Annotated in this window: 28 protein-coding genes; 17 read left to right on the top strand and 11 right to left on the bottom strand. The window is 68.2% G+C overall.

The window, feature by feature from the left end:
* Positions 1-58 precede the first annotated feature (58 nt).
* The 9 genes from EV148_RS04915 to asnS all read right to left on the bottom strand — a co-directional run bounded on the left by EV148_RS04915 (position 59) and on the right by asnS (position 8,416).
* Positions 59-487 carry a RidA family protein gene (locus EV148_RS04915; protein WP_131994411.1) on the bottom strand — a complete coding sequence of 143 codons (429 nt, stop codon included), beginning with the start codon at positions 485-487 and terminating at the stop codon, positions 59-61.
* Positions 484-1,923, bottom strand: a complete 1,440-nt coding sequence (locus EV148_RS04910; protein ID WP_131994408.1) for a hypothetical protein — start codon at positions 1,921-1,923, stop codon at positions 484-486. Before EV148_RS04910 ends, EV148_RS04915 begins: the two co-directional genes overlap by 4 nt.
* 62 nt (positions 1,924-1,985) lie before the next feature.
* On the bottom strand, positions 1,986-2,639 hold the full coding sequence (can, locus tag EV148_RS04905) for a carbonate dehydratase (protein ID WP_131994405.1): 654 nt from the start codon (positions 2,637-2,639) through the stop codon (positions 1,986-1,988).
* A 2-nt stretch (positions 2,640-2,641) separates the two neighbouring features.
* The gene (locus EV148_RS04900; protein WP_131994402.1) at positions 2,642-4,090 is read right to left on the bottom strand and encodes an aldehyde dehydrogenase; all 1,449 of its coding nucleotides are present in this window, start codon (positions 4,088-4,090) and stop codon (positions 2,642-2,644) included.
* A 264-nt stretch (positions 4,091-4,354) separates the two neighbouring features.
* The gene (locus EV148_RS04895) at positions 4,355-5,092 is read right to left on the bottom strand and encodes a sulfurtransferase (protein WP_131995462.1); all 738 of its coding nucleotides are present in this window, start codon (positions 5,090-5,092) and stop codon (positions 4,355-4,357) included.
* 162 nt (positions 5,093-5,254) lie between these two features.
* Positions 5,255-6,043: an SDR family oxidoreductase gene (locus tag EV148_RS04890; RefSeq protein ID WP_131994399.1), complete on the bottom strand. Its 789-nt coding sequence runs from the start codon at positions 6,041-6,043 to the stop codon at positions 5,255-5,257.
* Positions 6,044-6,232: 189 nt separating this feature from the next.
* Positions 6,233-6,538 (bottom strand): hypothetical protein, encoded by a 306-nt coding sequence (locus EV148_RS04885; RefSeq protein ID WP_131994396.1) that lies wholly within the window; start codon positions 6,536-6,538, stop codon positions 6,233-6,235.
* Complete coding sequence (locus tag EV148_RS04880; protein ID WP_131994393.1) at positions 6,535-6,858, bottom strand: hypothetical protein; 324 nt, start codon at positions 6,856-6,858, stop codon at positions 6,535-6,537. The genes EV148_RS04885 and EV148_RS04880 overlap by 4 nt, the downstream gene beginning before the upstream one ends.
* Positions 6,859-7,015: 157 nt before the next feature.
* Positions 7,016-8,416: an asparagine--tRNA ligase gene (asnS, locus tag EV148_RS04875; protein ID WP_131995459.1), complete on the bottom strand. Its 1,401-nt coding sequence runs from the start codon at positions 8,414-8,416 to the stop codon at positions 7,016-7,018.
* Positions 8,417-8,604: 188 nt separating this feature from the next.
* On the opposite strand from asnS, the gene EV148_RS04870 reads away from it, so the two are divergent.
* The 8 genes from EV148_RS04870 (at position 8,605) to radA (ending at position 15,486) form a co-directional block, all read left to right on the top strand.
* Entirely contained in the window at positions 8,605-8,940 is a 336-nt protein-coding gene (locus EV148_RS04870) for a HesB/IscA family protein (RefSeq protein ID WP_131994390.1), read from the top strand.
* Complete coding sequence (locus EV148_RS04865) at positions 8,937-9,674, top strand: hypothetical protein (RefSeq protein ID WP_131994387.1); 738 nt, start codon at positions 8,937-8,939, stop codon at positions 9,672-9,674. The genes EV148_RS04870 and EV148_RS04865 overlap by 4 nt, the downstream gene beginning before the upstream one ends.
* A 178-nt stretch (positions 9,675-9,852) precedes the next feature.
* On the top strand, positions 9,853-10,299 hold the full coding sequence (gene rpsF / locus EV148_RS04860; RefSeq protein ID WP_131994384.1) for a 30S ribosomal protein S6: 447 nt from the start codon (positions 9,853-9,855) through the stop codon (positions 10,297-10,299).
* 30 nt (positions 10,300-10,329) lie between these two features.
* Entirely contained in the window at positions 10,330-10,554 is a 225-nt protein-coding gene (rpsR, locus tag EV148_RS04855) for a 30S ribosomal protein S18 (RefSeq protein ID WP_131994381.1), read from the top strand.
* Between the two features lie 153 nt (positions 10,555-10,707).
* Positions 10,708-11,157, top strand: coding sequence for a 50S ribosomal protein L9 (gene rplI, locus EV148_RS04850; protein WP_131994378.1), 450 nt, complete (start codon positions 10,708-10,710; stop codon positions 11,155-11,157).
* Between the two features lie 299 nt (positions 11,158-11,456).
* Positions 11,457-12,842, top strand: coding sequence for a replicative DNA helicase (locus EV148_RS04845; RefSeq protein ID WP_131994375.1), 1,386 nt, complete (start codon positions 11,457-11,459; stop codon positions 12,840-12,842).
* Positions 12,843-13,027: 185 nt separating this feature from the next.
* Complete coding sequence (gene alr, locus EV148_RS04840; RefSeq protein ID WP_131994372.1) at positions 13,028-14,107, top strand: alanine racemase; 1,080 nt, start codon at positions 13,028-13,030, stop codon at positions 14,105-14,107.
* Entirely contained in the window at positions 14,107-15,486 is a 1,380-nt protein-coding gene (gene radA / locus EV148_RS04835; RefSeq protein WP_131994369.1) for a DNA repair protein RadA, read from the top strand. The genes alr and radA overlap by 1 nt, the downstream gene beginning before the upstream one ends.
* A 354-nt stretch (positions 15,487-15,840) precedes the next feature.
* Here radA and EV148_RS04830 read toward each other — a convergent pair whose 3' ends face one another.
* Both EV148_RS04830 and EV148_RS04825 read right to left on the bottom strand, forming a co-directional pair.
* Positions 15,841-16,221 carry a DUF488 domain-containing protein gene (locus EV148_RS04830; RefSeq protein ID WP_131994366.1) on the bottom strand — a complete coding sequence of 127 codons (381 nt, stop codon included), beginning with the start codon at positions 16,219-16,221 and terminating at the stop codon, positions 15,841-15,843.
* Positions 16,218-17,015 (bottom strand): cytochrome C assembly family protein, encoded by a 798-nt coding sequence (locus tag EV148_RS04825; RefSeq protein WP_131994363.1) that lies wholly within the window; start codon positions 17,013-17,015, stop codon positions 16,218-16,220. The genes EV148_RS04830 and EV148_RS04825 overlap by 4 nt, the downstream gene beginning before the upstream one ends.
* A gap of 123 nt (positions 17,016-17,138) precedes the next feature.
* Between EV148_RS04825 and ffh the strand changes: the two genes are divergently transcribed.
* From ffh to htpG, 9 genes are all read left to right on the top strand, one after another.
* Positions 17,139-18,527, top strand: coding sequence for a signal recognition particle protein (ffh, locus tag EV148_RS04820; RefSeq protein WP_131994360.1), 1,389 nt, complete (start codon positions 17,139-17,141; stop codon positions 18,525-18,527).
* A gap of 173 nt (positions 18,528-18,700) precedes the next feature.
* Positions 18,701-20,449 carry a DUF1800 domain-containing protein gene (locus EV148_RS04815; RefSeq protein ID WP_131994357.1) on the top strand — a complete coding sequence of 583 codons (1,749 nt, stop codon included), beginning with the start codon at positions 18,701-18,703 and terminating at the stop codon, positions 20,447-20,449.
* A gap of 10 nt (positions 20,450-20,459) precedes the next feature.
* Complete coding sequence (locus EV148_RS04810; protein ID WP_131994354.1) at positions 20,460-21,941, top strand: DUF1501 domain-containing protein; 1,482 nt, start codon at positions 20,460-20,462, stop codon at positions 21,939-21,941.
* Between the two features lie 4 nt (positions 21,942-21,945).
* Entirely contained in the window at positions 21,946-22,467 is a 522-nt protein-coding gene (locus tag EV148_RS04805) for a hypothetical protein (protein ID WP_131994351.1), read from the top strand.
* 187 nt (positions 22,468-22,654) lie between these two features.
* Positions 22,655-22,906 carry a 30S ribosomal protein S16 gene (gene rpsP, locus EV148_RS04800; RefSeq protein ID WP_131994348.1) on the top strand — a complete coding sequence of 84 codons (252 nt, stop codon included), beginning with the start codon at positions 22,655-22,657 and terminating at the stop codon, positions 22,904-22,906.
* A gap of 4 nt (positions 22,907-22,910) precedes the next feature.
* Positions 22,911-23,426 (top strand): ribosome maturation factor RimM, encoded by a 516-nt coding sequence (rimM, locus tag EV148_RS04795; RefSeq protein ID WP_131994345.1) that lies wholly within the window; start codon positions 22,911-22,913, stop codon positions 23,424-23,426.
* A gap of 45 nt (positions 23,427-23,471) precedes the next feature.
* Positions 23,472-24,242 carry a tRNA (guanosine(37)-N1)-methyltransferase TrmD gene (gene trmD / locus EV148_RS04790; RefSeq protein ID WP_131994342.1) on the top strand — a complete coding sequence of 257 codons (771 nt, stop codon included), beginning with the start codon at positions 23,472-23,474 and terminating at the stop codon, positions 24,240-24,242.
* 55 nt (positions 24,243-24,297) lie between these two features.
* Complete coding sequence (gene rplS, locus EV148_RS04785) at positions 24,298-24,663, top strand: 50S ribosomal protein L19 (protein ID WP_131994340.1); 366 nt, start codon at positions 24,298-24,300, stop codon at positions 24,661-24,663.
* Between the two features lie 370 nt (positions 24,664-25,033).
* On the top strand, positions 25,034-26,905 hold the full coding sequence (gene htpG / locus EV148_RS04780; protein ID WP_131994337.1) for a molecular chaperone HtpG: 1,872 nt from the start codon (positions 25,034-25,036) through the stop codon (positions 26,903-26,905).
* Positions 26,906-26,972: the final 67 nt, after the last annotated feature.

The following is a 26,972-nucleotide window of genomic DNA, read 5'->3' as shown; positions in this document are numbered from 1 at the left end:
AACGCACTGGGAACAGCAACGCATCCGATCAGGAGGACCGACAGCCGTTTCCAGCCGCTCATTGCTGTATCTGTGCAATGCACTTGAGCTCGATCGCGATCGGCGTCGGCAGCGCGGTGATGCCGAGCGTCGTGCGGCACGGTGCAGTGGCGGGGTCGGGGAAGTGCTCGGCGTAGACGCGGTTGTACGCGGCGAAATCGCGCGCCATGTCGGTGAGGAACACGGTCACGTCGACGAGGTCCTCCCAGCGTGCGCCGCTCGCTTCGAGCACGGCGCGCACGTTGGCGAACACCTGCCGGCATTGCGCTTCGATGTCGTACGCGACGAGCCGGCCGTCGGCGTCGTGCACGTTGCCGGGAATCGCGTTGCTGCCCGGCATGCGCGGGCCGACGCCCGAGAGGAACAGCAGGTCGCCGACGCGGCGCGCATGCGGATACGCGCCGACCGGTGCAGGCGCGGCATCGGTGCGGATCGCGTCACCCATCATGCGCCCTGCTCGCACGGCTCGGCGGCAGCTTCGCCACGCGGTTGCGTCATGCCCGTGTAGCAGCTCGGGCGCGTTTCACTGCCACGCCGCACGACCTTGCCGTCGGCACCGATCGTGACGCTGCCCTTGGAAATCTGCCGGTTGGAATCGTCGCTCGCCGTCAGGCGGTAGCTTCCCGGGCGCAGATAGAGGATGCCGTGCACGACGGCCTGGCCCAGCGACAGGCGGTCCTGCAGGCGCTCGGCGCCCTTGACCGGATCGAGCACGAGGCGGTCGGCCGGGATCGCGCCTTCGCCTTCGTCCGCGTAGCGCGCCTCGACGAGGCAGGGAAACTGGTTCTGGCAGACGCTGCCGTTGACGAAGTAGGGGAAGCGCAGGCCGTCGAGGTCGGCCCAGGTCGGGCGATCGTCGCGGATCTCGTCGACCGGGAAGAACACGCTGACGTCGTACGCCTTCGGCTTGAGCGTCCACGGTTCGCCCTTCGCGTTCTCGAACACGATCGGCGTCTTCGGATGCAGGGTGTCGACGACCGCGTGGTAGTAAGGATGGTTCTCGGTTCCCGGCGGATGCTCGATCAGCATCGTCTGCTCGACCGTGAGCGGGTCGATGCCGCTGAGCTTGCGGAAGTGCTGCGCCATGCTCCTGCCGCCGAGGTACTTGCCGTTCTCCTGGATGTGCGCGTAGCCGGCATTGACGACGAGTCGCGCGTCCGGATGGGCCTTGAACACGCGTTCGTACAGGTTCTTCGCCTGGTCGTACTCGCGTACGTCGCCGTTGCCTTCCTTCTCGCTCTCGTAGGCGACGATCCGGTAGCCGAGCTTGATCGCGGTGCGCACCATCTCCGCGCAGATCGGCTCCATCGTGTAGAAGCCGCTCTTCTCGGTCGGGTAGCCGCGCTGCTGCAGGTCGGGATCGCTCGCGTAGATCGTCTCAGCGGCGAACGTGTCGTAGCCGTCCTCGCGCAGCTTCTGCAGCAGCTCGACCGTGAGCGTGCGCGTGAGCGGCACGTTGTGCGCCTCGTTGAAGAAGACCGCCTTGCGACCCCTCGCGAGCGCCGCGACTGCCTCGATCGCCGGCCTGGCCGTATAGCCGCCCTTGAGCGGCGAGGGCGCATCGTCCGATGCGGGCAACTGGCGGATGGAATACGAATCGTGCGCGCCGACGTAGTCGCCGACGAAGCTCTGGTACCAGCTGAGGTACTGGCCGAAGACGATGCGGAACGCGCGGTTGTTGTCGCTGCGGTACGCATCGCGCATCGCGCGGTACTGGGACAGAAGGCCCGTGCGCTTGAGCGCATCGGTGTACACCTTCTCCGATTTCTCGAAGGCGGCCTTCTGCGCCTGCGCCCACTGGTACGGCGAGAGCGTTTCCTGTTCAGCGCCGTGCGCGAGGCAGGGCAGCAGGATGGCGAGGGCCAGGGTCGCGGGAGTACGCATCGTCGGGATCGTCCGTTCGGTTCGTGAATCGTGATACCACCCGGATCGTCGATGCGCCAGCCCTAAACCTGCTCGTTGACGAGGGCGAGGGCGGCGGCGGCGGCGCGGGCGAGCTCGTTGTTGTTCGCGACGTGCATCGCGAGGTCGCGGACGCGGCCGTTGCGCAGGCTGTAGATCCAGCCGTGCACGGCCAGCGCCTGGCCGCGGTCCCAGGCGTCGCGCACGACGGTCGTCTGGCACACGTTGATGACCTGTTCGAGCACGTTCAGCTCGCACAGTCTCGCATGCCGCTGCTGCGGATCGGTCACGCGCGCCAACGCTTCGGCGTGCTTGTGCTTCACGTCGTCGACGTGGCGCAACCAGTTGTCGACGAGGCCTAGCCGGCGCTCCTCCAGCACGGCGAGCACGCCGCCGCAGCCGTAGTGGCCGACGACGATGATGTGCTCGACCTTGAGCACGTCGACCGCGAACTGGATCGTGCTGAGGCAGTTGAGGTCGGTGTGCACGACGACGTTGGCGACGTTGCGGTGCACGAACACCTCGCCCGGCGCCATGTCGATGATCTGGTTGGCCGGCACGCGCGAATCGGAGCAGCCGATCCACAGGTACTTCGGCGCCTGCTGCTCGGACAGGCGGCGGAAGAACTGCGGGTCGTTCGCGACGAGCGAATCCGACCAGGCGCGGTTGCGGTCGAGCAAATCCTTGAGATCGTGCATGGTCAGTCCAGGCGGATGCAGATGTTCTTCGGCTCGGTGAAGAACCGCAGCGCGTCGAAGCCGCCTTCGCGGCCGACGCCCGAGTTCTTCACCCCGCCGAACGGCGTGCGCAGGTCGCGCAGCAGCCAGCAGTTGATCCAGACGATGCCGAACTCGAGCTTCGCGCCGAAGCGGTGCGCGCGGCCGAGGTCGCGCGTCCACAGCGACGCGGCGAGGCCGTAGCCGGTGCCGTTGGCGAGCGCGAGCGCCTCGTCCTCGTCGTCGAACGGCAGCAAGGTCACGACCGGCCCGAAGATCTCCTCCTGGTTGGTCGCGCTGTCGTTGTCGAGGCCCTCGATCACCGTCGGTGCGACGAACCAGCCGCCCGCGCAGCGGCCGTCGATGCGCAGTGCCTCGCCGCCGAGCAGCACGCGGCCGCCTTCGGCGCGCGCTCGCTCGATGCATGCGGTTACCTTGGCGAAATGGGCCGCGGATACGAGTGCGCCGAGGTCGCTCGCATCGTCCTGCGGATCGCCGACGCGCAATGCCCGGACGCGCTCGAGGTAGCGCGGCACGAATGCGTCCCAGATCGAGCGCTGCACGAGCAGGCGCGAGCCGCACAGGCAGATCTCGCCCTGGTTGGCGAAACCCGAGCGCACGATCGTATCGAGGTTCGCGTCGGACAGGTCCGCGTCGGCGAACACGATGGCGGGATTCTTGCCGCCCATCTCCAGCGACACCTTGCGGAAGCGCGTCGCGGTCGCCGCGGCGATCGCCGCGCCGGTGCGCGTGCTGCCGGTGAACGAAACGGCCTTGATGCCTGCGTGTTCGACCAGCGGCTGGCCGGCGCGCGGGCCGTCGCCGAGCACGATGTTGAGCACGCCGGGCGGGAAGCCCGCTTCGATCGCGAGTTCGCCGAGGCGCGCAGCCGTGCACGGCGTCACCTCGGACGGCTTGGCCACGACCGTGTTGCCGGCGGCGAGCGCGGGCGCGATCTTCCAGGTGAACAGGTACAACGGCAGGTTCCACGGCGAGATGCAGCCGACCGCGCCGAGCGGCTGGCGCAACGTGTAGTTCAGCGCGACCCCGTCGGTCGCGTGCGCCTCGCTCGCCCATTGCGTGATCGCCGCGGCGAAGAAGCGCAGGTTGGCGACCGCGCGCGGGATGTCGAGGCTGCGCGCGAGCTTGACCGGCTTGCCGCTGTCCTGCGATTCGAGTCGGGCGAGCAGGTCGAGCTCGCGTTCGACCAGCGTGGCGAGTCGCTCGAGCAGGCGCGCGCGCTGCTCGGCCGGCGTCGCCGCCCATGCCGGCGCGGCACGCGTCGCCGCCGCGACCGCGGCATCGACGTCGCTCGCATCGGAATCGGGGCAGCGCGCGAACACCACGCCGGTGGCCGGCTCGAACACGTCGAGGCGGCGGCCACCCGCGGCGGGCTGGAGGTGGCCATCGATGAGATTGGCGAGATCCTTCATCGGCGAGAGCTTAGCGGGTAGCGGACGGAAATGATCGCATGCGGCGGCGTATGCGGTCAGGTGCGCCGCGCTTCCGCTGTAGGCGGTACGCGCGCAGCGCGTGCCGCCGCAGCGCCGGTGTAGAGCTTTGGAGCACGAGGCACACCCAGCACACGACGAACGCTTTTCCTCCGCGTGCGCCGCGTTTCAGCTCTCGCAGCTTTCCATCCTGCCGCACCCCACGGCGCAACTCGCGCTGCGCGCTCGACCCGCCACGGGCTCGCCCTACGCGCTCGGATCGTGGAGGGGGCGCAGGGTGGGGGCGAGGGCCACGCGTTGGTCGAACACGAAGCAGGCGCCGTCGTACCCATGGCCACCGACGTGCTCGAAGTAGCCGAGGATGCCGCCGTCGAGCTGCCAGACGTGGTCGAAGCCGTTCCCCTGCATCCACAACGCGGCCTTCTCGCAGCGGATGCCGCCGGTGCAGAAGGTCACGACGGTCGCGTCGGCGAGCGCATCGCGCTGCGACTCCAATGCCGCGGGCAGGTCGACGAAGTTGTCGATCGGCAGGGTGAGTGCGCCGGCGAAGGTGCCGTGCGCGACTTCTTCGCGATTGCGCGTGTCGAGCAGCACGACGCGCCGGCCGTCATCATCGTGGCCCGCACCGATCCAGCGCGCGAGTCGCTCCGGTGCGAGCGCCGGAGCGCGTCCCTGGGCGGGCGCGGCGGCGCGACGGAACGCGATGATCTCGCGCTTGCGCTTGACCTTGAGCCGCGCGAACGGTTGCGACGCGCTGGAACTGCGTTTGGCCTCGATCGCCGCGAAGCGCGGGTCGGCGCGCAGCGCATCGAGGAACCCGTCCACCGCCGCGGGCTCGCCGGCGAGGAACAGGTTGAGACCCTCCGGTGCGACCAGCACGATGCCGCGCAACGCGCCGGCTTCGGCACGTTCGCGCAGGCACGCGGCGAGCGCGTCGGCGTCGTCGATCGGCGTGAAAAGATAGGCGGCGATATTGAGGATCATCGAATAGTCGCGGGGGTGGATCGTGCGCTGCATGCGGGAAAAGGCCTGAAACATCGAGCAGACGGAGCACACGGAGAGAGAAGAAGGTAATCGCCTTTTTCCCTCTCCGTATGCTCCGTGTATCAGTCGTTCGCGTTCGGTTCCGGCCCGCGATGCGCGCCGTCACAGTGACATCGTTCTCCCGCCGTCGACGGGGACGTTGATGCCATTGACGTAAGCCGCCGCGGGGGAGGCGAGGAACGCGATCACCGCGGCGATCTCGGCGGGCCTCGCGAAGCGGCCGGCCGGAACGGTCGAAAGCATCGCATGCTCGACCTCGGCGCTGCTCTTGCCCGTCGCGCGTGTGCGCTCGGCGAGGATCTGCTCGAGCCGTTGCGTCTGCGTGTAGCCGGGCAGGACGTTGTTGACGGTAATGCCGTGCGCGCCGAGTTCGCCGGCGAGCGTCTTCGCCCAGCTCGCGGTCGCGCCGCGGATCGTGTTCGACACGCCGAGGTTCCTGATCGGCTCCTTCACCGAGGTCGAGATCACGTTGACGACACGCCCGTAGCCGGCCGCCTTCATGCCCGGCAACAGCACCTGCAACACGGTCTGCGCGGCGACCACATGCTGGTTGAACGCGGCGAGGTATTCCTCGATGCCCGCCGTGTGCGCGGCGCCGCCCGGCGGCCCGCCGGTGTTGTTGACGAACACGTGCACCGCGCGCTCGGCCGCGGCGGTTTCGACCTTCGCGCGCAGCACCGCGTGGTCGCGCATGTCCACCGCGATCGTCGCATGCGCCTGCGCCGCATGCGTCTTCGGCAGCGTCGCAAGCGCGGCATCGAGCGGCTCCTGCGAGCGCGCGAGCAGGGTCACGTCGGCGCCGAGCAGCGCGAGCTCGATCGCCGCCGCCTTGCCGATGCCCTGCGAGCCGCCGCAGACGAGCGCGTGCTTGCCGGTGAGGTCGAGATTCATGTCGTGCTCCGGTTCTACGTGGAAAGCAGAAGCCTGAAACACGAAGGACACGAAGGAAGACCGATCGAACCACAACGCGGCTGGAAAAGTGGTCGCGCGCGAACGACGGATATTTCTCTCTTCGTGTCCTTCGTGTCCTTCGTGTTCCAATCTTTCGCCTTTCGCTTCGCCCCTCGCCGCGCAAAAGGATCAATGCCGCGGTGGGAGTTTCTGCACCATCTTGGCGAGCAGTTCCTCGTCGCTGTCTCCGCGCGGCGGCTCGAGCTCGTCGAGGTCGAAACCCATCGCCGCGGCGTCGTCGGCGTCGAGCCCGTCGAAGGCCCGGAATTCCGCGTCGAGCAGGGCCATGCGCGCGGCGGTTTCGTCGTCGTAGCGCAGCACGCGCCCGTCGTTGTCGAACACTTCGGCGATGCCGGAGTCGAGCACGTCGAGGCGGGCCCAGATGAGGGTGTCGCCGAGCGCGGCGAGCCACCACTGCGAAGCATCGGCGCTCATGCGGAAGCTCCGGTCAGCGACAGCAGCTTGGCGACGATCGCCGCCGCGGTGCCGAGCACGATCGCCCAGGCGCCGAGGCTGCCGGGCGTGCCGAGTGCATCCAGGCTGCGGTCGCGCAGCGCGCGATAACGCGCGGCGAGGTACCAGCCGAATGCGCGCGGCGCGAACAGGAAGCCGCCGAGCCGCGCGTGTTCGGCCGGATGACGCTCGCGCAGGTGCACGGCGACGAGCATCCAGGTGATGACGTAGGTGGTGAGCCCGGCGACGGCGAGGCCGAGGCCCATGATGAAGATGAACTGGTGCCACGCGGATGCAGGCATTGCTGGAATCTCCCGGTGTGCACGCGCGCCTTCGCACGCGCGCGTGCCGGACGCGTGCGTCCGGCGGAACCGCGCGCGGATGTGGGGGCGCGCGCGGCGGATCGGCATGGGGCCGGGCCGGCCCGCCGCCAGGATGCGCGAGGCGGCCGTCCCCAACCTAGAACTCCGCCGAACCCGGCACGCGCGGGTAGGGGATCGCGTCGCGGATGTTGGCGAGGCCGCAGACGTAGACGACGAGGCGTTCGAAGCCGAGTCCGAAGCCCGCGTGCGGCACCGTGCCGTAGCGACGGAAATCGCGGTACCACGAATACATCTTCGGATCGAGGCCGAACTGGGCGATGCGCCGGTCGAGGATGTCGAGGCGCTCCTCGCGCTGCGAGCCGCCGATGATCTCGCCGATGCCCGGCGCGAGCACGTCCATCGCGGCGACGGTGCGGCCGTCGTCGTTGAGGCGCATGTAGAACGCCTTGATCTTCTCGGGGTAGTTCTTCACCACCACCGGGCCGCCGACGTATTCCTCGGTGAGGAAGCGTTCGTGTTCGGTCTGCAGGTCGGCGCCCCATTCGACCGCGTAGTCGAACTTGCGGCCGGACTTCTTCAGGATCTCGACCGCGTCGGTGTAGTCGATCTGCGCGAACGGCGAGGCGATGATCGACTCGAGGCGCGAGATCGCCGTCTTCTCGACGCGCTCGGCGAAGAACGCCATGTCGTCCGGGCGCTCGGCGAGCACCATGCGGAAGATGAACTTGAGGAATTCCTCGGCCACGCGCGCGTCCTCGGCGAGGTCGGCGAACGCGATCTCCGGCTCCACCATCCAGAACTCGGCGAGATGGCGCGTCGTGTGCGAGTTCTCGGCACGGAAGGTCGGGCCGAACGTGTAGACCTTGCTGAGCGCGAGGCAGTACGCCTCGACGTTGAGCTGGCCCGATACGGTCAGGAATGCTTCCTTGCCGAAGAAGTCCTTGCGGAAATCCACCGCGCCCTTGTCGGTGCGCGGCAGGTTCATGAGGTCGAGCGTCGAGACGCGGAACATCTCGCCCGCGCCCTCGGTGTCCGACGTGGTGATGATCGGCGTGTTGACCCAGAAGTAGCCGTGCTCGTCGAAGTAGCGATGGATCGCCTGTGCGATCGTGTGGCGCACGCGGCTGACCGCGCCGAACAGGTTCGTGCGCGGGCGCAGGTGGGCGACTTCGCGCAGGAATTCGGGCGAATGCGGCTTGGGCTGGATCGGGTAGGTTTCCGGATCGTCGACCCAGCCGAGCACGGAAAGCGAGCTCGCCTGCACCTCGAACGCCTGGCCCTTGCCCTGCGACGCGACGAGTTCGCCCTCGGCGCTGATCGCGCAGCCGGCGGTGAGGTGCAGCACCTCGCTTTCGTAGTTGGCGAGCGCGGCCGGCGCGACGACCTGGATCGGGTCGAAGCACGAACCGTCGCTGAGGCTGACGAACGACAGCCCCGCCTTCGAGTCGCGGCGCGTGCGCACCCAGCCGTTGATGCGCACCTTGCTGCCCGGCGCGATCGCGCCCGAAAGTGCGTGCTTGACGTCCACCACCCTCACGTCGCCGTCGACGTCGGACATACCTTGAAACTCCCGATCGGAATACCCACCTCGGCAGGGCCGAGAACGATCGGCGATCATAACGGAAATCGTTCGCGCGCCAGTGCGTCGCGCTATGATTCCGGGCGGGGCGGTCCCGCCCGCCGCGCACGCCGGAAGGCAACCGCCGCCCAATCCACGAAGGACCCATGACGATCCAGCTCACCACCGCCGCGCGCCAGCGCATGCAGGACTTCCTCGCCAAGGAGCCGGCCGCCTGCGGCGTGCGCTTCGGCATCAAGCGTACCGGCTGTTCCGGCTTCGGTTACACGGTCGACCTGGCGACGTCGGTCGCGGGCGACGACACGGTGTTCGAGCAGGACGGCGTGCGGCTGATCGTCGACCGCAAGGCGTTGCCGTTCGTCGACGGCACCGAGATCGACTTCCAGCGCCAGGGTCTCAACGCGGCGTTCGTGTTCCGCAACCCGAACGCGACCGGCGAGTGCGGCTGCGGCGAGAGCTTCACGGTCGAGGCGCAGGCTTGAGCGCGGGTCCGCCGGGGCGGGCCGTAGCGAAGTCCGACGGCGGCGAGTCCGCACTGCAATCGATGCTGCCGCACGTGTTCGACACGCTGCGGCGCGAACCGGCGGTCGCGATCACGCTCGCCTACCTGCTCGTCGCGATGGCGGGCATCTTCTACAACTACTGGTTCTACCGCGCGTTCGGCATCCCGGTGCTGACCCTGTCGCAGATCAGCGACTTCCTCGTCGCCGGCCTGCAGCAGCCGATGGCGCTGGTGCTGGTGCTGTCGACGTTCCCGTTGTGCTGGCTGATGGACAAGGTCAATGCGCGCAGCCGGCGCAAGCATCTCGCCCTGATCCGCGAGCTGCGCGCGCTGCCGACTGCGGGGCATTGGCAGGCCTGGCGCCTGCGTGCGCTCGAATGGCGCGTCGGCGCGCTCTGGTACACCCGGCTCGGTTACGCCGCCGTGGTCGCGGCGTACGGCTGGACCTTCGTCGGGTTGTATGCGAAGGCGCGCGCCGATGCCCTGCAGCGCGGCGAGGGTGCGCGGGTCGAAGTCTGGCTCAGCGGCGAGCATGACGCCCTGCCGGCCAGCAGCCCGGCGGGCTGGTCCTACCTCGGTGCTGTCGCGAACTACGTGTTCGTCTACGACCGCGCGGGGCAACGCGCGGTCGTGCTGCCGGTGAACGCGATCGCGCGCATGGAGCCGCACGCACTGCCATCCGGGCCAGCCGTGTTCGCCGCGCCGGCCCGCTAGCCGCGGCGAAGCGGCGCAGGTTGCGCCAATCTCCTGATTCCATTAGTATCCGCGCCCCCTTTGGTCCATCCGGGGCGGCTCGCATTGCCGCCAGCCGTACCGAAGGGACCCTTGCCTCACCGCGTCGCGGGAGGCTGCCGCCCGGAAATCCGTCCGGCGGTACCCACAAGGAGCCACCATGCGTCATTATGAAATCGTGTTCCTGGTCCATCCGGACCAGAGCGAGCAGGTCCCCGCGATGATCGAGCGCTACAAGGCGCTCATCGAAGGCGACAACGGCAAGGTCCATCGCCTCGAAGACTGGGGCCGCCGCCAGCTCGCGTATCCGATCCAGCACCTGGCCAAGGCGCACTACGTCCTCATGAACGTCGAGTGCAGCGGCGCCGTGCTGGCCGAGCTGCAGTCGGGCTTCCGCTTCAACGACGCGGTGCTGCGCCACCTCATCGTCACGCGCGAGAACGCGGTGACCGAGATGTCGCCGATCATGAAGAACAAGGACGACAAGGGCGGCCGCCGCCGCGACGACGAAGGCTTCGGTTTCGGCAGCGACGACGACGAACCGCGCCAGCGCCGCGAGCGCGCCCCGCGCGAGGAAGCTTCCGCTCCCGCCGAAGCCGCCGAATAAGCCACCGCCCAGGTCCGAAGGAATACACCCATGTCCAAGTTCTTCCGCCGCAAGAAGTTCTGCCGTTTCACCGCCGAGGGCGTGACCGAGATCGACTACAAGGATCTCAACATGCTGCGCCAGTACATCAGCGAGACCGGCAAGATCGTGCCGAGCCGCATCACGGGCACGAAGGCGCGCTACCAGCGCATGCTCGGCACGGCGATCGAGCACGCGCGCTTCCTCGCGCTGCTGCCGTACAGCGACGCGCATTGATACGAGCGTCGCGCGCGAGCGCGACGACCACCTCCTCTCCCCGCCGGGGAGGGGCCGGGTGGGGGAAGCGGTCGTGACCGCATCCTTCCCGCACGAACATTCGGACAGCGAAAGCTGCGCCGGAACCTCCGACGCTAACGAATAGGCAAACCCATGGAACTCATCCTCCTCCAGAAAGTGAAGAACCTCGGCGCCCTCGGCGACAAGGTCAAGGTCAAGCCCGGCTACGGCCGCAACTACCTCGTGCCGCAGGGCAAGGCGACGGCGGCGACGCCCGAGAACATCGCCGAGTTCGAGAAGCGCCGCGCCGAGTACGAGGCGAAGGCGAACCAGCTCCTGTCCGGCGCCGAAGCGCGCAAGGCGCAGTTCGAAGGCGCCTCCGTCACGATCAAGGCCAACGCGAGCCCGGAAGGCAAGCTGTTCGGCTCGGTCGGCCCGCGCGACATCGCCGAGGCGTTCACCGAAGCCGGCATCGCGCTCGACAAGAGCGAAGTCGTGATGGGCGAAGGCCCGCTGCGCCACATCGGCGAGTTCGAGGTCCACGTGCACCTGCACGCCGACGTCGACACCACGGTCAAGGTCGTGGTCACCGCCGAAGACTGATCGACCGCTCCACCGCTTCGACGAAACGGGCGCCTCCGGGCGCCCGTTTTCTTTTGGCTGGAGCGGAGAGAAAGATTGAAACACGAAGGACGCGAAGGAAAGACGTGATCGAGCTTGGGCTGTCGTATGCCCGTCCGCACCAGGCTGATGCGATGCCTACTCCGTGTCCTTCGTGTTTCAGTCTTTCCGCTTCTCGCCCCGCGAAGAGAACATCACACACAGGTTATCCACAGAGTTGTTGTCTCGACAGGTGAGACGGCGCCGCGGATGATTCATCGCCGAACGAACGCAGCGTTGCCATGGCCCTGACCGAACGCAAGAACGTCTCCAACATCGAAGCGCTGCGCGTGCCGCCGCATTCGGTCGAGGCCGAGCAGGCCGTGCTCGGCGGCCTCATGCTCTCGCCCGACTCGTGGGATCGCGTCGCCGACCGGCTCGTCGAGGACGACTTCTACCGCAAGGATCATCGCCTCATCTATCGCGCGATCGGCGAGCTGTCGGCGAAGGGCATGCCGTACGACGCGGTCACGCTCGGCGACTGGTTCCAGGCGCAGAACCTCTCCGACCTCGTCGGCGGCGCGAGTTACGTGATCGAGCTCGCGAACTCCACGCCGAGCGCCGCGAACATCACCGCCTACGCGGACATCGTGCGCGAGAAATCGGTGCTGCGCCAGCTCATCGACGCGGGCACCGAGATCGCCGGCGATGCGTTCCAGCCGGAAGGGCGCAGCAGCCAGGAACTGCTCGAAGTCGCCGAGCAGAAAGTGTTCCACATCGCGGAGGCCGGCGCGCGCGGGCGCAAGGGCTTCGTGCCGATGCGCAGTGCGGTCAAGGAAGCGTTCCAGATCCTGCACCAGCGCTACGAGAATCGCGGCTCGGTCACCGGCCTGCCGACCGGATTCATCGACCTCGACGAGATGACCGCGGGCCTGCAGCCGTCCGACCTCATCATCGTCGCGGCGCGACCGTCGATGGGCAAGACCGCATTCTCGGTCAACATGGCCGAATACGCGGCGCTCAAGACGAAGAAGGCGGTTGCCGTCTTCTCGATGGAAATGTCGGCCTCGCAGCTCGCGTTCCGCCTGATCTCCTCGCTGGGCCGCATCAACCAGCAGCACCTGCGCACGGGCGACCTCGCCGAGGAGGAGTGGCCGCGCGTGACCAACGCGATCACGCTGCTCAGCGAAGCGAAGATCTTCATCGACGACACGCCGGCGCTGAGCCCGAGCGAATTGCGCGCGCGCTCGCGCCGCCTCAAGCGCGAACACGACCTCGGCCTCATCGTGATCGACTACCTTCAGCTCATGCAGGTGCCCGGCACGAAGGAGAATCGCGCCACGGAAATTTCAGAAATCTCGCGCAGCCTGAAGGCGCTCGCGAAGGAACTGAACGTGCCGGTGATCGCGCTGTCGCAGCTCAACCGCTCGCTCGAACAGCGCACCGACAAGCGCCCGGTGATGGCGGACCTGCGCGAATCGGGCGCGATCGAGCAGGACGCGGACGTGATCATGTTCATCTACCGCGACGAGTATTACAACCCGGAGTCGGGCGAGAAGGGCGTCGCCGAAATCATCATCGGCAAGCAGCGTAACGGCCCCACCGGCGTCGTGAAGCTCGCCTTCCTCGGCCACTACACCAAGTTCGAGAACCTCGCGAGCAACAGCTACGCGGGGACGTTCGAGTAACGACCAGTCGCAGGACGGTCGGCGCAGCCGTCGCGCGGGCACGGCGACTGCGGGAGGGTCAGCCAGCAGGAGCGGCACCGGCCCGGTGCCGCAGGGTGCTGCCAGCGCCACGACGAGGCTGCGGTGCCGTGTGCGGGCCGCTCCTGCGCGGCGTAGCGAACACGAGCCTACGAGGAACCGACGGAATGCGCGCGACCAGCGCCACGATCCATCTCGGCGCACTGCGCGAGAACCTGCGACGCGTGCGCGAACTCGCGCCCGGCGCGCGCGTGATGGCGGTCGTCAAGGCCGACGGCTACGGCCACGGCCTCGAACGCGTCGCGCGCGCGCTCGAGGGAGCCGACGCGTTCGGCGTCGCCGGCATCGCCGACGGCCAGCGCCTGCGCGCCGCGGGCGTGTCGCAGCGCATCGTCGTGCTGTCCGGCCATGACGAAGCCGCCGACCTCGCCGAAATGCGCCGCCTGCGCCTCGACACCGTCGTGCACAGCGACGCGCAGGTCGACCTGCTCGCCGCCGATGCCGATCCGCGCCCGCTGCGCGTCTGGCTCAAGCTCGACACCGGCATGCACCGCCTCGGCATCGCGCCCGAGCGCGCGCGCGACGTGCATGCGCGCCTGCGCGCGCTCGCCTGCGTCGAGCCGGACATCACCCTGATGACGCACTTCGCCAACTCCGACGTATTCGACGACGCGATGACGACGCGGCAGGTCGAACGCTTCGAGCGCGGCGTGTCCGGCCTCGACGGCGAGCGTTCGCTGTCGAACTCGGCCGGCGTCATCGGCTGGCCCGAGGCGCACGGGCAATGGGTTCGCGTGGGCGGTGCGCTGTACGGTATCTCGGTCGTCGCCGGGCGCATCGGTGCCGACTTCGGCTTTCGCCCGGCGATGACCCTGGCGACGCGACTCGTCGCCGTCAACCGCATACGCAAGGGCGAGCACGTCGGCTACGCGGCGGCCTGGCAGGCGCCGGAGGACATGCCGATCGGCGTCGCCGCGATCGGCTACGGCGACGGCTATCCGCGCCATTCCGACGGCGCGACGCCGGTACTCGTCAATGGCACGCGCGCACTCGTGGTCGGGCGCGTTTCGATGGACCTCGTCACGATCGACCTGCGCAGCCATCCGGACGCGAAGATCGGCGACCCCGTCGTGCTGTGGGGCAGGGGCTTGCCGGTCGAGGAAGTCGCCGCGCATGCCGGCACGATCGGCTACGAACTCACCTGCGGCGTGACGCGCCGCGTCCGCTTCGTCGAGGACGACGCCTGATGGCCAAGGCAAGGACCGCCTACGTCTGCTCCGAATGCGGCGCGGAGCACTCCAAGTGGCAAGGGCAGTGCATCGAATGCGGAGCGTGGAACACGCTCGCCGAAATCGTCGTGCAGCCGGCGGGGAAGCCGGTCGCGGCGTCGCGTACGGGATATGCCGGCGCGGGCGGGCCGGCGAAGATCAGGCGCCTCGCGAGCGTCGCCGCGGAAGCGGAGCGGCGCAGCGACACCGGCATCGGCGAACTCGATCGCGTGCTCGGCGGCGGCCTCGTCGCCGGCTCGGTCGTGCTGATCGGCGGCGATCCCGGCATCGGCAAGTCGACCCTGCTGCTGCAGATGCTCGGCACGCTCGGCCAGCGCGTGCGCGGCCTCTACGTGACCGGCGAGGAATCGCTCGCCCAGGTCGCCGGGCGCGGCCAGCGCCTCGGCATCGCGCTCGACGGGCTCGACGCGCTCGCCGAGACCTCGATCGAACGCATCCTCGGCGAAGCGGCGACGGCGAAGCCCGACGTGCTCATCGTCGATTCGATCCAGACGATCTGGACCGAGCAGCTCACCGCCGCACCCGGTTCGGTGTCGCAGGTGCGCGAGTCGGCCGCGCGGCTGGTGCGCTTCGCCAAGGAAACGGGGACCAGCGTGTTCCTCGTCGGCCACGTGACCAAGGAGGGCGGAATCGCCGGCCCGCGCGTGCTCGAGCACATGGTCGACGCCGTGCTTTATTTCGAGGGCGAGTCCGGCTCGCGCTTCCGCGTGCTGCGCGCGTTCAAGAACCGCTTCGGCGCGGTCAACGAGCTCGGCGTGTTCGCGATGGGCGACAGGGGCCTGCGCGAAGTGCCCAATCCGTCCGCGATCTTCCTCTCCGCGCACGCGCAGCCGACCGCAGGCAGCGCGGTGATGGTCACGCGCGAAGGCACGCGGCCGCTGCTGGTCGAAGTACAGGCGCTGGTCGACCAGAGTTCGCTCGGCAACCCGCGCCGCGTCGCGCTCGGCCTCGAGCAGAATCGCCTCGCGATGCTGCTCGCGGTGCTGCACCGCCACGGCGGCGCGGCGGTGTACGACCAGGACGTGTTCGTCAACGTCGTCGGCGGCATCCGCGTGCAGGAAACGGCGGCCGACCTGCCGGTGCTGCTCGCGGTGCTGTCGAGCTTCCGCGACCGGCCGCTGCCCGACAAGACCGTCGCCTTCGGCGAAGTGGGCCTGTCGGGCGAGATCCGCCCGGTGCCGAACGGCGAGGAGCGACTCAAGGAAGCCGCCACGCACGGCTTCCGCCGCGCGATCGTGCCGAAGGCGAACGCGCCGAAGAAGACGCGCATCGGCGAGATGGAGATTCTCGCGGTCGATCGCCTCGGCGAGGCGCTTTCGGCCGCGTGGGACGTATAGACAGAGCCATCGCGACGGAAGTCGCTCCCACATGCATGCGTCCCGGCTCTTGTGGGCGCAGCAGCGGAGCCGAACCGCCCCTCGAGGACGACCGCCCGTCGTGCCCGGACCTGCGACCTCCGTTCGGGGCGTACGGATGAGATGGGCGCCGCTTCTGCAGGAGCAACTGCGCCGATGCCACCGCGATGCAGGAGCGGCTCCGCGCTTGGCGTTTCCTCCGGGAGCCCATCCTGTGGGCGAGCGCAGCGTCGCAGTACACCGAGGCGCGACGGTCGCGCACAGGGTGCGCTCCAGGTGAGATGCGCTGCTTCCGTGGGAACAACGGAAGCCGCGATGCGCTTCAGTCCTGAGTCGTCAGCTTTCAGCCCTCAGCCCTTCACCCCCGCACACCCGCAGCAACACCAATGCATGCGTATGCGCACGGTCGCGCCCCGCGTGAACGAGCGTTGCCGGCCCGTCGGCGACGAGGCGGCGCAACTCGGCGACCGCGTCGGGACGTTCGCGCAGTTCAGCTTCGTAGCGATGGCGGAACTCGTCCCACTTCGCGGGATCGTGGCCGAACCAGGTGCGCAGGGCGGGGCTCGGGGCGATGTCCTTGAGCCAGACATCGATGCGCGCGGCTTCCTTCGTCAGACCCCGCGGCCACAGGCGGTCGACGAGGATGCGCAGGCCGTCGTCGTCGGACGCGGGCTCGTAGGCGCGCTTGATGCGGACAGTGGTCGAGCGCCCGCTCACGGCGCGCGGTGCAGGACCAGCTCCAGGACGAACTTGGAGCCGAAGAACGCGAGCAGCAGGATGGCCATCCCGGTGAGCGTGAGATTGACCGCGCGCCGGCCGCGCCAACCCCAGGCGCGACGCCCGTACAGCAGCGCGCCGAACACGACCCAGGCGACGATCGACAGCACGGTCTTGTGCGCGAGGTGCTGCGCGAACAGGTTGTCGACGAACAGGATGCCGGTGAGCAGGGTCAGGCTGAGCAGCACGAAGCCGGCCGCGATGAGGCGGAACAGCAGCGCCTCGGTCAAGGTGAGCGGCGGCAGCGAGCGCAGCAGCGCCCCGAACTGGCGATGGCGCAGCGCGCGCTCCTGCAATGCGAGCAGGATCGCGAGCGCGGCCGCGATCGACAGCACGCTGAACGCGAGCAGGGCGACGCTCACATGCAGCTTGATCTGCCAGTCGATCGGTTGCGGCGCGGTGTTCGGGGCGGCATAGACGTCGACGGCGAGCAGCAGCGCGGAGAGCGGGAACACGATCACGCCGAGCGTGGCGACCGGCCGCGCCAGGTTGACGGCGAGGGTAAGGGCGCAGACGACGACCGCGACGAGCGACAGCGCGGCGAAGAAGTGCAGGTCGAGCGCGCCGCGATGCGCGCCGAGCAGCACGCCTGCATGCGCGAGCACGGCGATCGTCGCGATCGCCGACGGCAGCTTCGGGGGCGCCTCGCCACGGCCGAGCAGCGGCCTTGCGAGCAGTGCGCTGGCGACGAGGTAAGCGAGGATCGCGAACGCGGCGAGGATCGGGATGAGCATGCATGCAAGTGTCGCACAGCCCTGCACCGGATCGGCATCGCTCGCCGCGGCCGTCCGCGCGGGGCCGCGGCTCGATGCGCCCGGGCCCGCTATAATCGGCCTTTTCCGCCCGCCGGTCCGCCCATGTTCGAGTCGCTCAGCCAACGCCTTTCCGCCACCGTCCAGCGCCTGCGCGGCAAGGGCCGGCTGACAGAATCGAACATCCGCGAGGCGCTGCGCGAAGTGCGCATTGCCCTGCTCGAGGCCGACGTCGCGCTGCCGGTGGTGCAGGCCCTGATCCAGCGCGTGCAGGTCAAGGCGCTCGGCCAGGACGTGATGCGCAGCCTCACGCCGGGCCAGACCCTGGTCAAGGTGGTGCGCGACGAGCTCACCGCGGTGATGGGCACCGCCAACAGCGACCTCAACCTCGCCGCGGCGCCGCCGGCGGTCGTGCTCATGGCGGGCCTGCAGGGCGCCGGCAAGACGACCACGGTCGCCAAGCTCGCGCGCTTCCTCAAGGAGCGGCGCAAGAAGAAGGTCATGGTGGTCAGCTGCGACGTGTATCGGCCCGCGGCGATCGAGCAACTGCGCACGCTCGCGGACCAGGTCGAGGTGCTGTTCCATCCCTCCAGCGGCGGGCAGGACCCGGTCGCGATCGCGAAGTCCGCACGCGACGCGGCCGCACGCGCATTCGCCGACGTGCTCATCGTCGACACCGCGGGCCGCCTGCACGTCGACCAGGACATGATGGCGGAGATCAAGGCACTGCACGCCGAGCTCGATCCGGTCGAGACGCTGTTCGTGGTCGATTCGATGACCGGCCAGGACGCGGCGAACACGGCCAAGGCGTTCGCCGACGCGCTGCCGCTGACCGGCGTGGTGCTGACCAAGACCGACGGCGACGCACGCGGGGGCGCCGCGCTGTCGGTGCGTTACGTGACCGGTCGCCCGATCAAGTTCATCGGCGTCAGCGAGAAGCCGGACGGGCTCGAACCGTTCCATCCCGATCGCGTCGCCACGCGCATCCTCGGCATGGGCGACGTGCTGTCGCTGGTCGAGCAGGTCGAGCAGGGCGTCGACCAGGAAAAGCAGCGCAAGCTCGCCGAGAAGGTCATCAAGGGCAAGCGCTTCGACCTCAACGACATGCGCGACCAGCTCGAGCAGATGGTCAACATGGGCGGCATGGCATCGCTGATCGACAAGCTGCCCGGCGTCGGCACGCTGCCCGACCATGTCAAGTCCAAGGTCAACGACCGCGAAGTCCACCGCATGATCGCGATCATCGGTTCGATGACGAAGAAGGAGCGGCGCCACCCCGACCTGCTCAATGGTTCGCGACGTGCACGCATCGCGCGCGGCTCGGGCACGCAGCCGGCCGACGTCAACAAGCTGCTCAAGCAGTACCAGCAGATGGAAAAGATGATGGCCAAGCTCGGCAGCGGCGGCATCAAGGGCCTGATGCGCCAGATGGGGGCGGCGATGAAGGGCATGGGTGGCGGCGGCTTCCCGCCGGGCGGCCTGCCCGGACGCTGATCGCGCGACGGCCGCAGCGTCCTCGTCGCTGCCGTCAACCAACCGCACGTCCGCGCGTTCGCACCGGACGTCGATCGCCGTCGCCGAGTGGGGCGATCGTCACAATCGGGCGCGGTCGCAACGGCTAATGTGCCGCCCGGTTGCCGGTATCACCCGGCCATCGGGGATGAGCAATGACACGTTTGGGCACTGCCTGCGGCGCGCTGGCCGCATGGGCTTCGCTGGCCGGCGTGGGCGCGCATGCCGCCACGCACGACCGCCTGTTCGTCTACGGCTTCGATCCGGCCCCGGACGCGCCTGCCACGGCCAACGAGGCGGCGCGCTTCCTGACCCAGGCCACCTTCGGCCCGACCAGCGCCGACATCGCGCGACTCACCGCACTCGGCTACGACGCCTGGCTCGAGGAACAGCTCGGCAAACCGGCGACGCTGAGTGCGCCCGCGGTCGAACAGGTCGTCAACGCGCGCACCGCGGCGGCCCAGAGCGTGAGCCAGTCGCAGCGCATCCAGCGCTGGTACTGGCAGGCGGCCTACGCCCCGGACCAGCTGCGCCAGCGCATGGCATGGGCGCTCAGCCAGATCTTCGTCGTCTCGGACCAGAACAGCTCGATCGGCAACTACATCGTGCCGATGGCGGGCTACTACGACATGCTCGCGAAGGATGCGTTCGCCTCCTACCGCACGCTGCTCGGCGACGTGACCTGGCACCCGATGATGGGCCGCTACCTGTCGTCGTTCCGCAACCAGAAGCCGAGCGCGACGACGAGCCCGGACGAGAACTATGCGCGCGAGGTCATGCAACTGTTCTCGATCGGCCTGATCCTGCGCGACATGGACTTCACGCCGATCCTGTCCAACGGCGTCGAGATCCCGACCTACGACCAGACCACGATCACCCACACCGCGAAGGTATTCACCGGTTTCACCTGGAGCGACGCGCCGCTGAACCCGCCGAACTTCAACGGCGGCGGCCTCACCTTCGCCGCGCAGTACGCGCCGATGCAGTGCTTCGGCACCGAGCATTTCCCGGCGAGCGGCAGCGGCAGCAACAACATGCGCCACGACATCACCGGCGACGACGGCACCACCGCGACGCCAAAGACGGTCGTCGGCGGCATGACGATCCCGCCGAACCAGACCTGCGCGCAGGACGTCGGCGACGAGCTCGACATCCTCGCCGCGCACCCGAACGTGCCGCCGTTCATCTCGCGCCAGCTGATCCAGCGCTTCGTGACCAGCAACCCGTCGCCGCAGTACATCGAGCGCGTCGCGACGGTGTTCGATGCGCCGGGCGCGAACCTCGGCGATGTCGTCAAGGCGATCCTCATGGACGACGAGGCGCGTCATCCGCCCGCGCTCGCGAGCGGCGACCGCTACGGCAAGCTGCGCGAGCCGATCCTGCGCCTGACCGCGGTGTGGCGCGCGTTCAACGCGCAGGCGCAGCCAGCCGACGCCTACGGCGAAGTGAAGATGACCGCCGGCAGCACGCAGACGAGCGCGTTCGGCCAGGGGCCGCTGCAGTCGCCGACGGTGTTCAATTTCTACGAGCCTGACTACCAGCAGCCGGGGCCGTTCGCCGACAACGACCGCTATTCGCCGGAGCTGCAGATCCTCAGCGAAGCGAGCGCGTACTCGACCGCGAACGCGTACTACAACTTCACCGCGAAGGCGTACCAGGGCATGTCGAACCCGCCGACCGACCGGCCGCTGCTCGACCTGTCGCCGCTGACCGCGAACGCGACGAATCCGGCCGCGATGGTCGCGACGATCGACCGCAGCCTGCTGTACGGCACGATGTCGGCGGGCATGAAGGCGACCCTGACCAGCATGCTGACCAACCTCAACGGCGCATCCGCGGCCGAGAAGGCGTGGTCGGCGGTCTACCTGACGATCCTGTCGCCCGAGTTCGCGGCGCAGCGCTGAGGAGACGTCGATGAGCCATTCCCGTACTTCCCGTCGCGAATTCCTGCGCGCGCTCGCGATCGCCGCCTGCAGCGGCGGCACTGCCGCGCTGTTCCCGCAACTGCGCATGATGGGCAGCGCGCTCGCCAACACGTCCTCGCTGCCCGGCTACAAGGCCCTCGTCTGCGTCTACCTCGCCGGCGGCAACGACTCCTGGAACATGCTCGTGCCGTTCGACGATGCGCGCCATGCCGTCTATGCGGAAGCGCGCGGCGGCGTGTACAACGCGCAGTCCAACGCCGACGGCCTCGCCCTCGGCATCCCGACCGGCGCCAACGTCGCATTGCAGAAGATCATCGACGCCGCCGACGCGAGCAGCGCGACCAACCAGTACTTCGTGCATCCGAGGATGGCCGACCTCGGTGCGCTGTACCGCGCCAACAAGCTCGCCTTCGTGGCCAACGTCGGCACCCTGGTCAAGCCGATCGTGAAGGCAGACTACGCGATCGCGGCGAACCGTCCGCCACAGCTGTATTCGCATTCGGACCAGGAGAACCTCTGGCACCAGGGCAACAGCCTGCGCAACAGCGTCATCGGCTGGGGCGGTCGTTGCGGCGACGTCGTGCGTTCGTCCAATGCCAACCAGGACCTGTCGGCCTGCATTTCGATATCGGGTGCGAACCGCTTCGAGATCGGCCTGTCGACCGTGCCCTATCGCATGTCGTCGAACGGCCTGTCCTCGCTCAGCGGTGCGTGCAATCCGACGCCGTGCAACGGCGTCAGTGCGACGAGCGTGCGCGACAATGCCCTCAACGCCTTGCTCGCCGATACCTATGCGAGCGATTTCGCGGGCGAGTACTCCAGGGTCTTCGCGCGCAGCCGCGACCTCTACAACCTGCTCAAGACCGGGCTCGACGGCACGACGATCGTGCAGGCGTTCCCGGCCAACAATTCACTGGCCTCGCAGCTGCTGATGGTCGCCAAGATGATCAAGCTGTCGAAGGCGCAGAATTACGCCTCGCGCCAGATCTACTACGTGCGCCTCGGCGGTTTCGATCTGCATTCGGGACTCATGTCCGGGGGCAACAACGACCACGCGGCGCTGCTCAAGCTCGTCTCGGACGCAGTTTCGGCGTTCTGGCAGGCACTCGCGCCCGGCGACGTCGATGCACAGAACGAGGTGACGCTGTTCACTGCGTCGGAGTTCGCGCGCACGCTGCAGTCGAACGGCTCCGGTTCGGACCATGCGTGGGGCGGGGTGCAATTCGTGCTCGGCGGCGCGGTCAGCGGCGGCCGGCTGTACACGAATGGCGGCGGGCCGATCAGCGGGTTCCCCGACCAGCGCCTCGACGCGCCGAACAATTTCTCGCGCGGGCAGATGATCCCCGGCATCGGCGTCGACCAGTACGCGGCGACGCTCGCGCAGTGGCTCGGCGTGACCTCGCCGAGCGACCTCGCCGCGATCTTCCCGAACCTCGCGAATTTCGGCAGCGCCAACCTGGGCTTCGTCTGAGCCCATGCAGCCGGCAGCGCGCATCCTCATCGCCGCCGGACTCGTGTTCGGCGGCGCGTCGCAAGGCATTGCGGGCGCGCCGGAAGGCTGCACGCGCATCGCGGACATCGCCCCGAACTACGCGATCACTTACGGCGCGGCGATCCAGGGCCTGTTCGACGACTACGCCACGAACGGTGGCAGCGCCGGGTGCGTCGACTGCCACTTCGCGCCGCCGCCGATGCCGAGCGCGGGACTCGATCTCAGCGCGGGCGCGTCATGGGGGCATCTCGTGGGCGTGCCGAGCAGCGCGGACGAGAACGTCTTCTACGTCGTGCCCGGACGGCCCGAGGAGAGCCTGCTGTTCCGCAAGGTCAATTGCGACACGCCCGGCATCGGCGCGCGCATGCCGCTCGACAATTACGGTGGCGGCCTGCAGCCCGAGCAGCAGGCGCTCATCTACGACTGGATAGCGAACGGCGCACTGCCGGGGACGAGCGCCACGGTGTTCCGCGACGGTTTCGACATCCGCGGCTTCGTTCCCTGAACGGACGCCGCAATCGCCGCAGCGAGAGCACCGGGGCGCGCGGGAAGCGGCCTCTCTTGCCCGACAAGTCGTTGCAGGGCTTTATTTTTTCCTGATTCCCGCTAGAATGCCCGGCTCCCGACGCGCGACGGCCGCACACAGGCCCGGGTGCGACGTCGCCGACTTCGCAAAATATCGAGCAAAAACAATGGTCAAGATTCGCCTTTCCCGTGGCGGTGCCAAGGGTCGTCCGTTCTACCACATCATCGTGACCGACGGGCGCAACGCGCGCGACGGCCGCAACATCGAGCGCGTCGGCTATTTCAACCCGATCGCGGCCGGCAAGGACGTGCGCCTCGAGCTGGACACCGCGAAGGTCAAGGCGTGGGTCGAGAAGGGCGCGCAGATGACCGAGAAGGTCAAGTCGCTCTACAAGGAAGCGAACAAGAAGGCAGCCTGATCGCGTGGGCGGGTCGGAGAAATTCGTCCTGCTCGGCAAGGTGGTCGGTGTTCACGGCGTACGCGGCGAGCTCAAGCTCGAGTCGTACACCGAACCGCGGACGCAGATCTTCCGCTACAAGCCGTGGCGGATGCGGTCGGCGACCGGCGAGACGGTGATCGAAGCCGGTGGTCGCGGACGGGCCCAGGGCAAGGGCATCGTCGCCGAACTGCCCGGGGTGACGGATCGCGACGCTGCGGCGGCGCTGGTCGGCACCGAAATCTGGGTTGCACGTTCGGCGCTGCCGAAGGCGAAACCCGGCGAGTACTACTGGACCGATCTCGAAGGACTCGAGGTCGTCACCGTCGAAGGCACGACGCTCGGCCGGGTATCGCACCTGCTCGCGACCGGCGCGAACGACGTGCTGGTGGTCAGGGATGCCGAACGCGAACGGCTGGTTCCGTTCCTGGTCGGGCAGTACGTGACCGAAGTCGATCTCGATGGTGGTCGCATCACGGTCGACTGGGATGCCGATTTCTAGGCGATGCGACCACGCATCGCGGCGGTTGCTGGAGGGAATGGCGCGGTGCGGATCGACGTCATCACGCTGTTTCCGGACTTCATCGAAAACTGTGCGCGGATAGGAGTCGTCGGGCGCGCGCGCGAACGCGGGTTGCTGCAGATCGCAACCTGGAACCCGCGCGATTTCGCGACCGACAACTACCGATCGGCCGACGATCGCTGCTACGGCGGCGGCCCCGGCATGGTGATGATGATCGATCCGTTGCGGAAGGCGCTCGACGAAGCGCGCGCCGCGGCCGGACCGACCGAAGCGAAAGTGATTTACCTGAGTCCGCAGGGAAAGCGGCTCGACCAGGCCAAGGTGGTGGAACTCGCGAAGCTCGATCACCTGATCCTGCTGAGCGGACGCTACGAAGGCGTGGATGAACGGTTTCTGGAGCGTGCGGTCGACGAGGAGATTTCCATCGGCGACTACGTGCTCTCCGGCGGCGAACTGGCTGCGGCGATCGTGATCGATGCGGTCGGGCGCCTGCAGCAAGGTGTGCTGAACGATGCGACGTCGGCCGAACAGGATTCGTTCTCGAACGGCCTGCTCGACTGCCCGCACTACACGCGTCCCGAGCATCACGAATGGGGCGACGTGCCGGCGGTGCTGACGTCGGGCGACCACGCGGCGATCGCGCGCTGGCGCCTGAAGCAGTCGCTGGGGCGGACCTGGCTGCGAAGGCCCGACCTGCTCGAGCGGGTCGAGCTGGACAAGAAATCCCGCGCGCTGCTGGTCGAGTTCCAGCGCGAGCACGAACAGGACGCGCCGGACCGCGAATCCGGCGAATGAAGACGGCGCTGCCGACGGGCGTCGACGAAAAAATCAGACCAGAGTGGTGAGTGTCATGAACCTGATCCAGCAATTCGAAGCCGCCCAGATGACCCGTACGCTGCCGGAGTTCAGCCCGGGCGATACCGTGATCGTCAACGTGAAGGTCAAGGAAGGCAACCGCGAACGCGTGCAGGCCTACGAAGGCGTCGTCATCGCGCGCAAGAACGCGGGCCTCAATTCGGCCTTCACCGTGCGCAAGATCTCGCACGGCACCGGCGTCGAGCGCGTGTTCCAGTCGCACAGCCCGACGATCGACTCGGTCGTCGTCAAGCGTCGCGGCAAGGTGCGCGGCGCGAAGCTCTATTACCTGCGCGGCCTCGAAGGCAAGAAGGCACGCATCAAGGAAGACCTTGCTGCGCACGCCAAGGACGAAGGCTGAGGCCTACCCACATCCGTCTTGGAGCATACGAGTCGCGTCTGTGCTCCTCGTCAGAGCGGCCGTCGGAAACGACGGCCGCTTTTTTTGTGCGCTCATCCTTGATCGCCACTCGACGAATCGCTGCAGTGTAGTGGGTGCCCTCCGGGCCTGGCGTCCAGAGCGGCCGTCCATGGCCCCACTTTTCATCAAGAGCCCCGCGTGACCGGTCGTTGGTGACGGGGCTCGTGTAGGGCGGTACGCGCGCAGCGCGTGCCGCCGCGCCCACCCGCCGGCAGCGGCGATCCCCCGCGCGGCCGGATCCGGGTCGCCTTGAACGTCTACGGCCCGGACACCATTGTCGGGCCTAGCCAGATCTACGGAGGGAGTTTCCATGTCCAACGCCGTCGAAACCCGGGCCTTCGAGGCCGAGGTCTCGCAAGTCCTGCATCTCGTCACGCACTCGCTCTACTCGCACAAGGAGATCTTCCTGCGCGAACTCGTCTCGAATGCGTCGGATGCGTGCGACAAGCTGCGCTTCGCCGCGCTGTCGGATGCCTCGCTGACCGCCGACGATGCCGAGCTTCGCATCGAGGTGTCCTGGGACAAGGACGCGCGCACGCTGACCATCCGCGACAACGGCGTCGGCATGAGCCGCGACGAGGTGGTCGAGAACATCGGCACGATCGCGCGCTCGGGCACGCGTCGTTTCCTCGAATCGTTGTCGGGTGACGCCCGCAAGGACACGCAGCTGATCGGCCAGTTCGGCGTCGGCTTCTATTCCGCGTTCATCGTCGCCGACCGCGTCACCCTCGTCACGCGCAAGGCGGGCGCGCCCGCGGGCGAAGGCGTGCGCTGGGAATCGGGCGGCAGCGGCGACTACACGCTCGAAACCGTCGACGAGCCGCGCCGCGGCACGACCGTGACCTTGCACCTCAAGGACGACGAAAGCGAATTCCTCGACGGCTGGCGCCTGCGCGAGCTGATCAAGCGCTATTCCGACCATGTCGCGTTCCCGATCCGGCTGCCGGTCGAGAAGGACGGCAAGCCGTCCGGCGAGTTCGAGACGGTCAACCATGCCGCCGCGCTGTGGACGCGGCCGAAGGGCGAGATCAAGGACGAGGAGTATCAGGCCTTCTACAAGTCGCTCTCGCACGACTTCAACGACGCGCTCGCGTGGGCGCACAACCGCGTCGAGGGTTCGCAGAGCTACACCTCGCTGCTGTACGTGCCGGAGAAGCAGCCGTTCGACGCCGTGTTCAGCGGTCGCGACGAGCGCCACGGCCTCAAGCTGTACATCCGTCGCGTGTTCATCATGGACGCGAGCGAACAACTGCTGCCGGCATACCTGCGCTTCGTGCGCGGCGTGGTCGATTCGGACGACCTGCCGCTCAACGTGAGCCGCGAGATCCTGCAGGAGAACCGCCTCGTCGCGCAGATCCGCAGCGCATGCGTCAAGCGCACGCTCGACCTGCTCGAGAAGATCGCGAAGGACGAGCCGGCGAAGTACCAGCAGTTCACCAATGCGTTCGGCAACGTCCTCAAGGAAGGCGTGGCCGAGGACGGCGCGAACCGCGAGCGCGTCGCCAGGCTGCTGCGCTTCGCTTCGACCCATGGCGACGATGCGCAGAAGAACGTCTCGCTCGACGACTACATCGGCCGCATGCAGGCCGGCCAGGACGTCATCTGGTACGTCACCGCCGATACGCACGCGGCGGCGAAGGGCAGTCCGCAGATCGAATCGCTGCGCGCGCGCGGCGTCGAAGTGCTGCTGCTCAGCGACCGCATCGACGAATGGATGATCGGTTATCTCGGCGAATACGCGGGCAAGAAACTGCGCAACGCCGCGAAGGGCGAGATCGACGCCGCCGACGGCGCCGAGGCCGAGCAGCGCAAGCAGGCCGAGGAGGCGGCGAAGCCGATGCTCGACAAGCTCGCCGGCGTGCTCCAAGGCCGGGTCGAGCAGGTGCGCGTGAGCCATCGCCTGACCGGTTCGCCGTCATGCATCGTGCTCGGCGAGTACGACATGGCGCTGCACATGCAGCGCCTGCTGCGCGAGGCCGGCCACGAGGTCCCGGCCAGCAAGCCGGTGCTCGAGGTGAATCCGGCCCATCCGCTCGTGCAACGCTTCGCCGACGAAGCCGACGCCGTGCGCAGCGCGGACCTGGGCGAACTCCTGCTCGAGGAAGCGCAGCTCGCGGCCGGCGACCAGCTCGCCGATCCCGCCGCGTTCATCGCGCGCATGAACCGGCTGCTCGTGGCCTGACCCACGGGCGAGCCCGGAACGAAAACGGCGGCCGGGTCTCCCCGGCCGCCGTTCTCGTCTCCCGCCT

The organism is Dokdonella fugitiva (genome assembly GCF_004342425.1).
GTDB lineage: Bacteria > Pseudomonadota > Gammaproteobacteria > Xanthomonadales > Rhodanobacteraceae > Dokdonella_A > Dokdonella_A fugitiva.
Note: the sequence above shows the minus strand (reverse complement) of the source record. Positions and strands in the feature narration are given on the sequence as shown.

What these genes read in the sequence shown, in the direction of transcription:
- EV148_RS04915 (WP_131994411.1), bottom strand. Translation starts at nt 487, where the DNA reads ATGATGGGTGACGCGATCCGCACCGATGCCGCGCCTGCACCGGTCGGC.
- EV148_RS04910 (WP_131994408.1), bottom strand. Translation starts at nt 1,923, where the DNA reads ATGCGTACTCCCGCGACCCTGGCCCTCGCCATCCTGCTGCCCTGCCTC.
- can (WP_131994405.1), bottom strand. Translation starts at nt 2,639, where the DNA reads ATGCACGATCTCAAGGATTTGCTCGACCGCAACCGCGCCTGGTCGGAT.
- EV148_RS04900 (WP_131994402.1), bottom strand. Translation starts at nt 4,090, where the DNA reads ATGAAGGATCTCGCCAATCTCATCGATGGCCACCTCCAGCCCGCCGCG.
- EV148_RS04895 (WP_131995462.1), bottom strand. Translation starts at nt 5,092, where the DNA reads ATGATCCTCAATATCGCCGCCTATCTTTTCACGCCGATCGACGACGCC.
- EV148_RS04890 (WP_131994399.1), bottom strand. Translation starts at nt 6,043, where the DNA reads ATGAATCTCGACCTCACCGGCAAGCACGCGCTCGTCTGCGGCGGCTCG.
- EV148_RS04885 (WP_131994396.1), bottom strand. Translation starts at nt 6,538, where the DNA reads ATGAGCGCCGATGCTTCGCAGTGGTGGCTCGCCGCGCTCGGCGACACC.
- EV148_RS04880 (WP_131994393.1), bottom strand. Translation starts at nt 6,858, where the DNA reads ATGCCTGCATCCGCGTGGCACCAGTTCATCTTCATCATGGGCCTCGGC.
- EV148_RS04870 (WP_131994390.1), top strand. Translation starts at nt 8,605, where the DNA reads ATGACGATCCAGCTCACCACCGCCGCGCGCCAGCGCATGCAGGACTTC.
- rpsF (WP_131994384.1), top strand. Translation starts at nt 9,853, where the DNA reads ATGCGTCATTATGAAATCGTGTTCCTGGTCCATCCGGACCAGAGCGAG.
- rpsR (WP_131994381.1), top strand. Translation starts at nt 10,330, where the DNA reads ATGTCCAAGTTCTTCCGCCGCAAGAAGTTCTGCCGTTTCACCGCCGAG.
- rplI (WP_131994378.1), top strand. Translation starts at nt 10,708, where the DNA reads ATGGAACTCATCCTCCTCCAGAAAGTGAAGAACCTCGGCGCCCTCGGC.
- EV148_RS04845 (WP_131994375.1), top strand. Translation starts at nt 11,457, where the DNA reads ATGGCCCTGACCGAACGCAAGAACGTCTCCAACATCGAAGCGCTGCGC.
- alr (WP_131994372.1), top strand. Translation starts at nt 13,028, where the DNA reads ATGCGCGCGACCAGCGCCACGATCCATCTCGGCGCACTGCGCGAGAAC.
- radA (WP_131994369.1), top strand. Translation starts at nt 14,107, where the DNA reads ATGGCCAAGGCAAGGACCGCCTACGTCTGCTCCGAATGCGGCGCGGAG.
- EV148_RS04825 (WP_131994363.1), bottom strand. Translation starts at nt 17,015, where the DNA reads ATGCTCATCCCGATCCTCGCCGCGTTCGCGATCCTCGCTTACCTCGTC.
- ffh (WP_131994360.1), top strand. Translation starts at nt 17,139, where the DNA reads ATGTTCGAGTCGCTCAGCCAACGCCTTTCCGCCACCGTCCAGCGCCTG.
- EV148_RS04815 (WP_131994357.1), top strand. Translation starts at nt 18,701, where the DNA reads ATGACACGTTTGGGCACTGCCTGCGGCGCGCTGGCCGCATGGGCTTCG.
- EV148_RS04810 (WP_131994354.1), top strand. Translation starts at nt 20,460, where the DNA reads ATGAGCCATTCCCGTACTTCCCGTCGCGAATTCCTGCGCGCGCTCGCG.
- EV148_RS04805 (WP_131994351.1), top strand. Translation starts at nt 21,946, where the DNA reads ATGCAGCCGGCAGCGCGCATCCTCATCGCCGCCGGACTCGTGTTCGGC.
- rpsP (WP_131994348.1), top strand. Translation starts at nt 22,655, where the DNA reads ATGGTCAAGATTCGCCTTTCCCGTGGCGGTGCCAAGGGTCGTCCGTTC.
- rplS (WP_131994340.1), top strand. Translation starts at nt 24,298, where the DNA reads ATGAACCTGATCCAGCAATTCGAAGCCGCCCAGATGACCCGTACGCTG.
- htpG (WP_131994337.1), top strand. Translation starts at nt 25,034, where the DNA reads ATGTCCAACGCCGTCGAAACCCGGGCCTTCGAGGCCGAGGTCTCGCAA.